Origin of the sequence: Marinobacter daepoensis DSM 16072 (assembly GCF_000421165.1) — a bacterium.
GTDB classification, from domain to species: Bacteria; Pseudomonadota; Gammaproteobacteria; order Pseudomonadales; family Oleiphilaceae; genus Marinobacter; species Marinobacter daepoensis.
On the sequence record NZ_ATWI01000012.1, the window covers coordinates 220422 to 232525 of the forward strand.

Sequence of the window (12104 nt, forward strand, 5' to 3'; positions counted from 1 at the left end):
CAGGGCCATTCATTCAACTTCGGGTATACAGCTGTCTACTTTGGGCGGTATACATTTGTCTACTCGTCATGATGACAACCCCGACAATAACAGGCAAGGCCCCCGGGCCACACAGGAGCGCAGCAATGAAACGAGCCACCAGAATCGCCATCATCGGGACCGGTTTCTCGGGCCTGGGAATGGCCATCAAGCTCAAGGAAGCGGGCTTTGAAGACTTTGTGATCCTGGAGCAGAGCGACAATGTGGGAGGCACCTGGCATGACAACCATTACCCCGGTTGTGCCTGTGATGTTCAGTCGGCCCTGTATTCTTTCTCGTTTGAGCAGAACCCTAACTGGACGCGCATGTTCGCACGTCAGCCAGAGATACAGGCATACCTGAGACACTGCGCTGAGAAATACGGTTTGATGGAACACATCCGCTTCAAGACTCACGTTGCAGGCGCCCGCTGGAATGATAAAACCTCAGCCTGGATGATAGAGACCTGTGACAGCCCCGGGCTCTGGGCATACATGGAAGAAAAGGGCCTGAAACCGGGCTCTGAACTGGACCGGAGCGATAAAAGCCTGCCAGCCTTTCGCAAGTTGAGAGCGGAGATTCTGGTCTCTGGCATGGGCGGGCTGAGCACGCCGGCCTATCCCGAGATCAAAGGCATAGACACGTTTACAGGGGCTAGTTTCCATTCCCAGACCTGGGATCATGACTACGATTTCCGGGGTAAGCGGGTCGCAGTGATTGGGACGGGGGCCTCGGCTATCCAGTTTGTGCCGGAGATTGCCCGGGAGGTCGCCCATCTGGATCTGTACCAGCGCACGCCGCCGTGGATTATGCCTAAGCCAGATCGCGAACTCCGGCCTCTGGAGCAGGCGATGTTCAACAAGTTTCCGCAAACCCTGAATGCACTTCGTCAGAGCATATACTGGATGCTGGAGGCCCGGGTATTGGGGTTTGTGGCCAATCCCCGCATTCTGAAAATCGGTGAGCTGCAGGCCCGGCGCCACATCCGGAACCAGATCAGGGACAAGGAACTGCGAAAGAAGGTGACCCCGGATTTCCACTTCGGCTGCAAGCGGGTGCTGATCTCGAACAACTACTACCCGGCGCTGGATCAGAAGCATGTCGACGTGCTGACGGATGGAATCCGCGAAGTGAGCGGTAACACCATCATTGATATTCACGGCGTTGAGCGCCCGGTGGACTGTATTGTTTACGGCACTGGCTTCAAGGCTCAGGAGCCCATTCCAAAAGGCATGATTTTCGGGCGTGACGGCCGGGATTTGCTCGATGCCTGGTGTGACGGGGCGCAAGCCTACAAAGGCACCACCGTGGCTGGCTTCCCCAACTTTTTCATGCTGATGGGCCCGAATACCGGGTTGGGCCACAGCTCCATGGTCTACATGATTGAGTCCCAGGTTCAGTATGTACTGGACGCCATCAAAAAAATGGACCATTGGGGCTGGAAAAGTGTCGACGTGACAGCCGATGCCTGTGGCCGCTACAACGCATCCATCCAGGCCCGGCTGGGCGACTCTGTCTGGCAGACGGGCTGTAAGAGCTGGTACGTGAATGAAAACGGCAAGAACACCACCCTGTGGCCGGGTTTTACCTGGCAGTTCCGGCAGCAGACCCGGCGGTTTGATGCGGAGCAGTATCTCTGTGAAGGGGGAGAGGCGACAACCTCAAACAGCATGGCGTCCCCCAGCGAGGTTGGTAGCGGACGCCATCCTGAGTTCGGTGTTTAGCGCTTACATCTGCCCGGTTTCTTCGTACCGGTGGTGCCAGCTCAGGGCTTCGTTCAGCAGATGGGGGGTGTGCATGCCCCGGCCGCTGTTGCAGGCGCGCTCAAAGTAGTCCCGCAGACGAGGGCGGAAGTCCGGGTGCGCGCACTTTTCGATGATGTTGAGCGCCCGTTGGCGGGGTGGCAGGCCGCGAAGGTCGGCCAGGCCCTGTTCGGTGACGATGATCTGAACGTCGTGTTCAGTGTGGTCGACGTGGGACACCATGGGGACGATGGCTGAAATAGCGCCACCTTTGGCGGTTGAGGGCGTCATGAAGACCGACAGGAAACCGTTGCGGGCAAAATCTCCGGACCCCCCGATGCCGTTCATGATTCGAGACCCCATCACATGGGTGGAGTTCACATTGCCGTAGATATCCGCTTCAATCATGCCGTTCATGGCGATGATCCCCAGGCGACGGATGATTTCGGGATGATTGCTGATTTCCTGAGTGCGCAGAACAATGCGCTCCCGATAGAAATCAATGTTATCGGCCAGCTCCTGGTTGGCTTCCGGGCTCAGGGAGAAGGCCGTGGCGGAGGCGTGGGAGAGCTTGCCGGATTTCAGCATGTCGAGCATGCCGTCCTGAAGTACTTCGGTGTAAGCAGTCAGGTTGTTGAACGGGCCATCGTTCAGTCCGGCCATGACCGCATTGGCAATATTGCCCACACCGGACTGCAGTGGCAGCAGGTTGGCGGGCAATCGCTTTTTCTCCACTTCGCTGGCGAAGAAATCCAGAAGATGGTCCGCAATGCGTCGGGAATTCTCATCTGGCGCACTGAACCGGGAGTTCCGGTCCGGGGCATCGGTTTCCACCACGGCGATCACTTTCTCGGGCGGGCACATCAGGTACTTTTCGCCGAAATGCTCATCAGTCTTTGTGATGGGAAGGGGCTTTCGTCGTGGAGGCAGTGCGGTACCGTAGTACACATCGTGCATGCCTTCCAGGCCGGCGCTCTGGCCGTGGTTGACCTCCAGAATGACTTTGTCGGCCTGATCGATCCAGGTTTTGTTGTTGCCAATAGACGATGAGGGAATCAGCCGTCCGTCTTCGGTAATGCCCACCACTTCGATGACGGCAATATCAAGCTTGCCAAAAAAGCCCGACCAGGCATGTTGGGCAACGTGGGAAAGATGGATGTCGATGTATTCCATCCGGCCTTCGTTGATTTTCTGACGACAGACCGGGTCGCTTTGATAAGGCAGACGCATTTCAATGCCATCAACTTCGGCAAGGGCGCCGTCCAGTTCCGGTGCGGTTGAGGCACCGGTCCAGACGCTGATCCGGAAATTCTCGCCCCGTGCACGATGGTCACGGATATGCTCGGCCAGCGCCTGGGGCACCGCCTTCGGGTAGCCTGCACCGGTAAAGCCACTCATGCCGACATTCGCTCCAGAGGGAATCAGGGCGGCAGCATCTCGCGCACTCATAATGCGATTGCTGAGTTTCTGACAACGAATTCGGGACTCGGTCGACATGATCCACCTCTTGCTATGCGTTGAAATGCCACGGGGTTGGGCTGTGGCGGCGCTTGGAGCGAACAGAAAAACGCCACATTCTAACAGCGAAATAAGAAAGCATGCTTAATAATGCTAGTGAAACTACCTAATCCTTTAGTCTAATGCTGGTGTAAGTCCCAGATAATAAAAGGTAGTTGGTGGTAAAACCGGGGAAGCTTTTATGGCGGGCACTCGCCCGCGAGGTTGATCATCCATTGCCAGACTACCCGGGTTTCGGGCTTGACGGGCTTGCGGTGATCGCGAGTCAGCCAGTGCCCGGTCCGGGGTCTCAGTTCAACGTCTGACAGACGCACCAGCGTTCCGTTCTTCAGTGGTGCTTCCACCAGAGGCAGGGACGCCAGTAAAATGCCCGCTCCCGCCCGGGCGGCTTCCAGCGCCAGGACAAAACTGTCAAACCGGTAGACGGGCGCGCCAAGAGGTGGAACCCCTGCCGCCGTACACCATTCCGACCACCCGGCACGGGCCCCTGACAATCCAATGACCGGTAACTGACGCCAGTGAACCACGGTCTCCAGCAACGCTGGCGCGCACACCGGAGACAGGCGTTCCTCCAGAATCAGTTTCCGCTCGACGCCGGGCCATGCTCCATCCCCATAGCGTATTTCCAGATCCGCGCTTTCCATGTCGTAGTCTACCGGTCGGTTGATGGTGGCAATCGACAGGTTGATCCGCTGGGACTGGGCGTCCAGTTCATGCAGTCTCGGCGCCAGCCAGCCCGCAACGAAGGAGACCGGCGAAGCCAGGGTCACAATGGTGTGCCGGTTGGTGGCAAACAGGTCCCGGGTTGAGGCGGCAATCGTCTCAAAGGCAGAGCGTACGTGGGGCATGTAGGCTGCCCCATCCAGCGTAAGCTCCACGCCGCGGGGCAGGCGATGAAAAAGCTCGGAGCCCAGGCGGTTCTCAAGGGAGCGGATCTGCTGGCTGATGGTGGCTTGTGAGCGCCCCAGTTCTTCTCCGGCCAGGGTGAAGCTCTCGAGGCGGGCCGCCGCTTCGAAAGCCTGGAGCCAGCTCAGAGGCGGCAAAGAGTGGTTGATTGGCAGACTATCCATTAGAAAATTATACCCTTAGGGCTATAAAAGATTGTTTTTATAATAACGGGAGGCTCGTTAGGATTCACTCCACCTTAGAAAGAGATCGTCGAAGGAGAGAAACATGCTGGGTTTGAGCAACGTCAAGATGTTGGCAGAAGGCAAGGTTGTGCAGGTGGAATGGGCTGATGGTGTGCGCGCCCGGTTCCACGCAATCTGGCTCCGGGATAACTCCCCCGATTCTGAGACCTTGTCGCCGGGTAATGGTCAGCGGCTGGTTCGTATTCAGGATGTGCCGGAGGAGGTTGGGGTCAAGGCCGCCACGGTCGTTGATGATGCTCGATTGGAGATCGCCTTCTTACCGGAAAACAAAGTGGTTGTGTTCGACGCCGCCTGGTTGAGACTGCACCGGTACGACCGCCCTTCCAACGCGGCCAAGGCGGCTGGCTGGACGAACGAGACTATCGTTCGCTGGGGCAAAGAGCTTGAGGAAAAACTGCCGGTTGCGAGTTTCCGGGGGGCGAGTGAGAACCCCGGGGAGCTGCGGGGCTGGTTGGCTGATATTCGCCGCTATGGCGTGGCCAAAATGACGGATATGCCGGTTGAGAGCGGCGCCATCTGCCGGGTGGTGGAGTTGTTCGGGTTCATTCGGGAAACCAATTACGGCCGGTTCTTCGAAGTCCGCACAGAAGTGAACCCGGTGAACCTGGCCTACACCGGTCTGGGTTTGCAGGTTCACACCGACAATCCCTACCGGGACCCGGTTCCAACGCTGCAGCTGCTGTCGTGTCTGGAGAATTCGGTTGAGGGCGGGGACTCGGTGGTGGTCGACAGCTTCAAGGCGGTCGAAATCCTGCGAGAGGAAGCTCCAGATGCGTTTCAGGCGCTGTCTTCGTTGCCGGCAAACTACACCTTTACCGGCACGGGCGATGTGATGCTGAAATCCAAGCGGCCGATGATTGAGCTGGGGCCGGATGGTGAATTGTTGACGGTTCGCTTCAATAATCGCTCCCTGGGGCCCGTGACGGACATTTCGTTCGAGCAGATGGAAGCCTTTTACGATGGTTACCGGAAGCTGGCGGACATCATGGAGCGGCCGGAGCTGGCTGTCACGTTCAAGCTGCAGCCCGGGGAACTGTTCATCGTCGACAACACCCGGGTGACCCATGGCCGGGTGGGCTATGAGGGAAGCGGATCGCGATGGCTGCAGGGTGCCTACGCAGACCTGGATGGCCTGCGGTCAACCCTGGCGGTGCTGGAACAGAAAGGTGAGTGCCATGTCGTTTGAGTCTTTGAGCCGGGACAATATCGTGGCCTTCCTGGCCGACATTTTCGCACGCAGAGGCGGGGAGTCGTACATGGGGGAGCCGGTCACCATGTCGGAACACATGCTGCAAAGTGCGGCGCTGGCAGAGAAAGCCGGTGCGCCGGAGAGCCTCATTGCGGCGTCACTGTTGCATGACATTGGCCACTACACCAGTGAGTTCCCGGAAGAGTCTCTGGAACAGGGGCAGGACAACTATCACGAGACTGCCGGTGCCGAGGTGCTGACCGCCTTCTTTCCCAAGTCGGTGTGTGAACCGATCCAGTTGCACGTGGCCGCCAAACGTTACTTGTGCGCGACCAATCCGGATTATTTTAACCGCCTCTCGCCGGCTTCGGTTAATTCCCTGAACGTGCAGGGTGGGCCGATGACAGAACCGGAGGTGGCGGAATTCCAGACCCACGAATATTACCGGGATGCTCTGCGTCTGAGGGTCTGGGACGATGAGGGTAAGGTGCCCGGCGCCAGGATCCGTAGCTTTGATGAGTATCGCCCGCTGCTCAATCGTCTGCTGGTGGAGCGGAACGACTGACCGCTCGGTGTTGCATTCACGGTTTTCCTGAAGCCTCACCGGACTGCCCTGGAGCCCGGCGTCTGGCTGCGTTGGTTGCCCACAAGTGGCGTCAATGGGATGATGCGCGGACCGGGCGGTGCCCGGGAACCCCCATTCATCACCCGAATCCGGCAGGACTTCATGGTCAACAAGACATCCACCCGTCTGAACAAGTACATCAGTGAGAGCGGTATGTGCTCGCGCCGGGATGCGGATCGTTACATCGAACAGGGCAACGTTTACCTCAACGGTCGTCGCGCTCAGGTGGGAGACCAGGTGTTGCCCGGCGATGTGGTGAAGGTGAACGGTCGCGTGGTGGTGCCCCGGGACGAAGATGATCTGGTGTTTATCGTGCTGAACAAGCCGGTGGGGATCGTCAGTACCACCGATAGCGCTGAGAAAGACAACATTGTGCGTTTTGTTGGCCACAGTGAGCGAATCTTTCCCATCGGCCGTCTGGATAAGGACTCCCAGGGCCTGATCTTTCTGACCAGCAACGGCGATCTGGTCAATAAGATCCTGCGGGCCGGCAACAACCATGAAAAAGAGTATCTGGTGACGGTCGACAAACCGGTGACCCGGGAGTTTCTGGAGGGCATGGGGAATGGCGTGCCGATTCTGGGGACCGTGACGAAGCGCTGCAACGTTGAGAAGGTCTCCCGGTTTGTTTTTCGCATTACTCTGGTTCAGGGCCTGAACCGGCAAATACGTCGCATGGCAGAATACTTTGGCTACGAAGTGACCCGCCTGGAACGGGTGCGGATCATGAACGTGAGCCTGCGGGGCTTGCCGGTTGGTGCCTGGCGGGACCTGACCGAACAGGAGTTGGCGATCCTGTTTGACGCCATTCGGGAATCCTCCTCAGAAGCAGCGCAACCAGGCAGCGCAACACCCAAGAAAGCGGCATCAGCCCGGAACCGGCCTCCGCGCCGGACTCAAGGCGCGAAAACGGCTGGCCGGGGGGCAGGGAAAGCGACGGGTAAGGGCCAGGGGAAAGGTGCAGGCCCGGCGCCGGGCAAACGTTCCGGCAGGCCCGGAGGTAACCCGAAAGCGGGAGGCCGGCCCCCCGGGCCGAAGGGGCGCTCTCCGAAGCCCGGAAAACCACGAAAGCCCTCGATCAAGAAGCGCTGAGGCTGGCCGCCTGTCGATCATGATCCGGCCGTAGGTTCTCTTCCTTACGGCAGAAAACGATGACAGGCGCTATGCTTACGGGCTCAAACCTCCGGCCGGATTTGCCCGAATGCTCGATACGTTTTTCAGCACTTACCTCAGCAGCACCATTCGCTTTGTGTTCCTGCTCGCCCCGTTTTTTGTCGTCACCATGTTTCTGGCTCTGACGCGTGGTCTGCCAGCGGCAGAAAAAGCCTCTATCATTCGTCGCGCCTGTGTTTCGGCGTTTATTCTGGGGGTGATCCTGTTCTTTGCCGGTCCTTTGTTGTTCAGTGCCATTGGCATTACCCTGAATTCCTTCCGGATTGGTGCCGGCAGTCTGCTGTTCCTCACCGCGATCAGTCTGGTAAACAGTGGTACCCGCAACCATGCAACGGGGTTACCTGACGAAGACCGGGACGATGTGGCGGTGGTGCCGCTGGCCATTCCGGTCATGATTGGTCCGGCCACCATTGGGGCGATCATGGTCTATGGTGCCGAGCTGAAGGCCGTGCCGGAGGTGGCGGGTGGGCTGATGGGGTTGGTGTCTGGCTTGTTTATCCTGGGCGTGTTGCTGCGTTTGTCCAGCTATCTGGAAAAGGCGCTGGGTAAAACCGGCCTGAACATCATGTCGAAAATCAGTGGTCTGATCCTGTCGGCGATGGCGGCTGAAATTGTGCTTACCGGGATTTCCGGGTTTGTCGCCAGTACCTCAGGTGCCTGAAAGAATCCGGTTGCTGATTGAACGTGGGAGGCATCATGTCGGCCAATACCATTGAGGATAATCGCAGCCGCTTCAACTTCGACGGTGTTGAGGCTATCTGGCTGTTTGGCTATGGCTCGCTGATCTACAAGGTGGATTTCCCGTTTCTGGAGCAGCGGCCTGCCTCTATTCAGGGCTGGGCACGGCGGTTCTGGCAGGGCTCCCATGATCATCGGGGCACACCCGAAGCACCGGGGCGGGTGGTGACCTTGGTTGAGCAGCCAGAGGCTGTGTGCAGGGGCATGGCGTACCGGGTGTCACCCAAGGTGTTCGAGTATCTGGACGTGCGGGAGAAAAACGGCTATCTGCGCTTCAGCACCGCGATGACCTTTGACGACGGTTGCCAGGCCGAAGGCCTGGTCTATATTGCGACCGAAGACAACCAGGCCTTTCTGGGTGAGGCGCCGGATGCAGACATTGCCCGCCAGATCGCCCTGGCAACCGGCCCCAGCGGGCCCAATGCCGATTACCTGTTGCGGCTGGCCGATTCGTTACGGCAGTTGGGCGATGATTGCGCGCACACCTTCGCCCTGGAAGCTTGCCTTCTGAAGTCCGGGTTGCTGACCGAGAGCTGAGGCGTTTCCGGTCATTCGCAAGTGGCTGGCAGTTCAAATGTTCCTGAAATATTATAGCTGGCCCGATTCAACCGCCATGATGGGTCATCGTCGGCGTTGCCCGTGAACGGACGGTGGTTGATCAACCCAAAATCTTTGCAGGGAACGCATGAACACCGAACCTGATGCCGGTTACCAGTACCGCGAACGAGTTGTTGAGCCCCGCCCGGAAAAAGAGCTGCGCTTTCGGAATGGCCGGATTCCCGGCTACTTTTCAGTTTTTCTCGGGGGCCTGAGCCTGGCGGCGGTTCTCGCTTACCTGTTCCCGTCTTATCTGACCACCACCGATCTGCGAGCGGTTTATGATGCCGAAGCGCTTCAGGATATCCTGAAGTATGGCATGTGGTTTTCATTGTTTTTCGGGGTAGCCACTTTCATTCTGGACCGCCGGAAGCGGCTGGGTGCTGCCGGGATTGTCATGACGCTGATGGCGTTTGGTCTTGGTGGTTACAACGTTCCGGTGGGCCCGGTAGAGCCAAAACCCCTGTCGCTGGGGGTCGACTGGCTGATTCTGGCATTTCTTGGCTCAACCATTGTGTTTACCAGCCTGGAAAAGCTGTTTCCGAAGTATCGGGATCAGGTCATTCTGAGGGATCAGTGGGGCCTGGACTTCTTCTACTTCTGCCTGAACCATTTGCTGATCTCGGCCATTCTGCTGTTCGGCAACTTCCTGGTGACCCACTTTGAGTGGGTGGCCAGCGACAGCTTGCAGGCTCTGATCCAGAGTACGCCCCTTTGGCTCCAGGTTGTCCTGCTGATTCTGGTGGCGGATTTTGTGCTGTACTGGGAGCACCGGGTGTTCCATGAAGTCCGGCGGCTATGGCTTTTCCACGCGGTTCATCACTCGGTGGAAACCATGGACTGGCTGGCCGGGTCCCGGGCGCATGTGGTTCAGATCTTTATTGAACGTGGCCTGGTGATGCTGGCGTTGTACCTCCTTGGTGCCAGCAAGGAAGCATTGGATATTTACGTGACCTTCGCAGCGTTGCAAGCCATCATTATCCACAGCAACCTCAATATTCCGTGGGGGCCCTTAAAGTACCTGCTGGTTACGCCGCAATTTCATCATTGGCACCACAGTTCGGAAAAACCGGCCATTGATACCAACTACTCTGCGCACACGGTGCTGTTTGACCGGCTGTTTGGCACCTACCATTTTCCAGAAGCGCACTGGCCGGCGGAATACGGTACCACCCGGAAGCTGCCAGGCTCTTATCTGGGGCAGTTGTTCTATCCGTTTCGCCGACACTGAGGCGCGCCTTCCCTTCCGGGGGGAGGCGCGTGGTGGTTACTGCGAGGATGAGTGGCCGCAAGCGTCTGTTATAGCGGGTGATGTCCGTGTCTCAGCCTTGCTGGCTGCCTGGGAGTGGCTTTCGTTGCCAGGCCCGGCATCCTCCCGGGTGGCCGGGTTGAAGCCCCGGGCCGGAGAGCGGCGACGATGTTGAAGGCCGATCAGGATCAGCGGCACCACAATCATGGTCGTGCCCGCCAGAAACCAGATATCCGGCACTTCACCAAACCAGATCCAGCCAACGGCGACGGCCCAGATCAGCCCGGTGTACTCGGCGCTGGTTACCTGATTGGCGTCCACTTGCCGGTAAGCCAGCAAAACCGTGATGTTGTAAGCCAGGATAAGCAGGGCAGACCCGGCGGCGATGAGTAAGATGGTTGGGTCCCATTCTGCCCCTTCCCAGATGGCCAGCGCCGCGGCGGCGGGCAGAATCAGCAGATAGTTCAGGAAAAGCTTGTGCACCGTGCTCTGCTGTTTGGGCAACTTCCGCACCATCACGGCGTTAACCGCCAGAGTCAGCGCCGAACCCAGGGCCGCAATCGCCGCCCAGTTGAACTCCACCGGGCGCAGAATCACGATGATCCCGAGAAAGCCACTGATCACGGCGGTGACGCTTAATGGCGTGAGCTTTTCGCGGAAGAACAACGCGGACAGCACCATCACCAGAATTGGGGCGCCGTAGAACAAGGCGTTTGCAGTCGCCAGTGGCAGGTTGGTGAGGGCGATCACCATGCAGGCGATACCCGCCAGATGAACGTGAGCGCGGATGGCATGGACTTTCAGGCCGCTGAACAGGTTCTGGCGGTCAAGCTTGCCGGCCAGCGGCAGGAGCAGGCCCAGAGTGATGGCACAGCGCAGGAAGGCGAACTGGAAAATGGGGGTTTCGGGGTCCAGCAGCTTGATCAGCACATCTGAAAAAAGCGCCATGGCGTTGCCGATAACCAGCAGCATAATGGCGCTGTTGACGGTTTTGCCTGACACGTTGGGACAGCCTCCTGTGATTCGTCTTCGGGGACGGGTAAATGGACCAGGAGAGAAGTCTATTCCAATGCTAATATTCAATGAAATGATCATTATTAGCTATTCATTAGAAATTTAGATGGTTTGTGTCGATGAGACTTCCCCCCCTTAAAGCTCTCCCTGTTTTTGAAGCGGTCGCAAGGCTGAACAGCTTTTCGGCTGCGGCGGAGGAACTGGCGATTACCCAGAGCGCCGTGAGCCATCAGATTAAGCAGTTGGAAACCTATCTGGGAGAGCGGTTGTTCTGGCGCTCCGGGCGCCGGGTGACGTTGACCGACGAGGGTCGCCAGTATTTCGATGCGGTCGGGTCTGCGCTGTTTCAGATTGAACGGGCCAGCCAGCAGTTGCTTGGGCACGAGGAAGCCCGGTTGCGGTTGTCGGTGTTCAGCTCTTTTGCGGTGCGCTGGCTGGTGCCCCGATTGCCGGAGCTGCAGCGACTGCACCCACAGATTGATCTGGCTCTGGAGATGAGCAGCGAAAATCCGGTGCTGTCGGACCGGGTGGCGGATTGCTTTATTACCATCCACACCACCGCCTCGGCCTACAGTTACGAGCATGTTTACACTGAACGCCTCTTTCCGGTTTGCAGCCAGGACTACTGGAAGCGGATGCGTCGGGAGCTGGGACGTGATACAGGCTCGGAAGAGCAGGATGAAGCCCCGGTAACGCCGGAGGAGATGGCGCGTTTTCCGTTGCTTTCGACCCACAGCATTTTCGACAAATCAGCGGGTGACTGGGATGCATGGTATCGCGAGGCCAACGAACTGTTACCCTCGCGAGCTCGTGTTCAGCATTTCAGCCATATGTTGCTGGCCCTTGAGGCTGCGCGTTTCCATCAGGGAATTGCCCTGACCAACGACTACATGCTCAGCACCCGGAAAGATTCTGAAGACTTTGTCAGGCTGCCCACCCATTCGGTGGTTACTGGCGACAAGTTCTACTTTGCCTGGAAAACCAGTCGACGGCGTGAACGGGGCATTCAGACCCTTCGCCGATGGTTGCTGGACGAGGCGATCCGGGGAGGCCTGCGAGGGAAGTAAGGTGACAGGCTGTCCGGGGGCTG

At 58.3% G+C, this 12104-nt stretch carries 11 protein-coding genes; 8 read left to right on the forward strand and 3 right to left on the reverse strand.

Going from position 1 to position 12104, the window contains the following annotated elements; translation table 11 throughout:
* Positions 1-125 precede the first annotated feature (125 nt).
* Positions 126-1742: a flavin-containing monooxygenase gene (locus K325_RS0114925; protein ID WP_051146673.1), complete on the forward strand. Its 1617-nt coding sequence runs from the start codon at positions 126-128 to the stop codon at positions 1740-1742.
* A 3-nt stretch (positions 1743-1745) separates the two neighbouring features.
* Here K325_RS0114925 and K325_RS0114930 read toward each other — a convergent pair whose 3' ends face one another.
* Both K325_RS0114930 and K325_RS0114935 read right to left on the reverse strand, forming a co-directional pair.
* The gene (locus K325_RS0114930) at positions 1746-3257 is read right to left on the reverse strand and encodes an acetyl-CoA hydrolase/transferase family protein (RefSeq protein ID WP_029655071.1); all 1512 of its coding nucleotides are present in this window, start codon (positions 3255-3257) and stop codon (positions 1746-1748) included.
* Positions 3258-3457: 200 nt separating this feature from the next.
* The gene (locus K325_RS0114935; protein WP_029655072.1) at positions 3458-4348 is read right to left on the reverse strand and encodes a LysR substrate-binding domain-containing protein; all 891 of its coding nucleotides are present in this window, start codon (positions 4346-4348) and stop codon (positions 3458-3460) included.
* A 103-nt stretch (positions 4349-4451) separates the two neighbouring features.
* Between K325_RS0114935 and tmpA the strand changes: the two genes are divergently transcribed.
* From tmpA to K325_RS0114965, 6 genes are all read left to right on the forward strand, one after another.
* The gene (gene tmpA / locus K325_RS0114940) at positions 4452-5615 is read left to right on the forward strand and encodes a 2-trimethylaminoethylphosphonate dioxygenase (protein ID WP_156836609.1); all 1164 of its coding nucleotides are present in this window, start codon (positions 4452-4454) and stop codon (positions 5613-5615) included.
* Entirely contained in the window at positions 5605-6183 is a 579-nt protein-coding gene (locus K325_RS0114945; protein ID WP_029655074.1) for an HD domain-containing protein, read from the forward strand. Before tmpA ends, K325_RS0114945 begins: the two co-directional genes overlap by 11 nt.
* 99 nt (positions 6184-6282) lie before the next feature.
* Positions 6283-7335 carry a 23S rRNA pseudouridine(2604) synthase RluF gene (gene rluF, locus K325_RS0114950; protein WP_265596846.1) on the forward strand — a complete coding sequence of 351 codons (1053 nt, stop codon included), beginning with the start codon at positions 6283-6285 and terminating at the stop codon, positions 7333-7335.
* 109 nt (positions 7336-7444) lie between these two features.
* On the forward strand, positions 7445-8077 hold the full coding sequence (locus K325_RS0114955; RefSeq protein WP_029655076.1) for a MarC family protein: 633 nt from the start codon (positions 7445-7447) through the stop codon (positions 8075-8077).
* Positions 8078-8112: 35 nt separating this feature from the next.
* Positions 8113-8691 carry a gamma-glutamylcyclotransferase gene (locus tag K325_RS0114960; RefSeq protein ID WP_029655077.1) on the forward strand — a complete coding sequence of 193 codons (579 nt, stop codon included), beginning with the start codon at positions 8113-8115 and terminating at the stop codon, positions 8689-8691.
* Positions 8692-8839: 148 nt separating this feature from the next.
* Complete coding sequence (locus tag K325_RS0114965; protein WP_029655078.1) at positions 8840-9982, forward strand: sterol desaturase family protein; 1143 nt, start codon at positions 8840-8842, stop codon at positions 9980-9982.
* A 36-nt stretch (positions 9983-10018) separates the two neighbouring features.
* Here K325_RS0114965 and K325_RS0114970 read toward each other — a convergent pair whose 3' ends face one another.
* Positions 10019-11002, reverse strand: coding sequence for a DMT family transporter (locus K325_RS0114970; protein ID WP_084694258.1), 984 nt, complete (start codon positions 11000-11002; stop codon positions 10019-10021).
* Between the two features lie 131 nt (positions 11003-11133).
* On the opposite strand from K325_RS0114970, the gene K325_RS0114975 reads away from it, so the two are divergent.
* The gene (locus K325_RS0114975; protein WP_029655080.1) at positions 11134-12081 is read left to right on the forward strand and encodes a LysR family transcriptional regulator; all 948 of its coding nucleotides are present in this window, start codon (positions 11134-11136) and stop codon (positions 12079-12081) included.
* Positions 12082-12104: the final 23 nt, after the last annotated feature.

What these genes read in the sequence shown, in the direction of transcription:
- K325_RS0114930 (WP_029655071.1), bottom strand. Translation starts at nt 3,257, where the DNA reads ATGTCGACCGAGTCCCGAATTCGTTGTCAGAAACTCAGCAATCGCATT.
- K325_RS0114955 (WP_029655076.1), top strand. Translation starts at nt 7,445, where the DNA reads ATGCTCGATACGTTTTTCAGCACTTACCTCAGCAGCACCATTCGCTTT.
- K325_RS0114935 (WP_029655072.1), bottom strand. Translation starts at nt 4,348, where the DNA reads ATGGATAGTCTGCCAATCAACCACTCTTTGCCGCCTCTGAGCTGGCTC.
- K325_RS0114945 (WP_029655074.1), top strand. Translation starts at nt 5,605, where the DNA reads ATGTCGTTTGAGTCTTTGAGCCGGGACAATATCGTGGCCTTCCTGGCC.
- K325_RS0114925 (WP_051146673.1), top strand. Translation starts at nt 126, where the DNA reads ATGAAACGAGCCACCAGAATCGCCATCATCGGGACCGGTTTCTCGGGC.
- K325_RS0114975 (WP_029655080.1), top strand. Translation starts at nt 11,134, where the DNA reads ATGAGACTTCCCCCCCTTAAAGCTCTCCCTGTTTTTGAAGCGGTCGCA.
- K325_RS0114960 (WP_029655077.1), top strand. Translation starts at nt 8,113, where the DNA reads ATGTCGGCCAATACCATTGAGGATAATCGCAGCCGCTTCAACTTCGAC.
- K325_RS0114965 (WP_029655078.1), top strand. Translation starts at nt 8,840, where the DNA reads ATGAACACCGAACCTGATGCCGGTTACCAGTACCGCGAACGAGTTGTT.
- rluF (WP_265596846.1), top strand. Translation starts at nt 6,283, where the DNA reads ATGATGCGCGGACCGGGCGGTGCCCGGGAACCCCCATTCATCACCCGA.
- tmpA (WP_156836609.1), top strand. Translation starts at nt 4,452, where the DNA reads ATGCTGGGTTTGAGCAACGTCAAGATGTTGGCAGAAGGCAAGGTTGTG.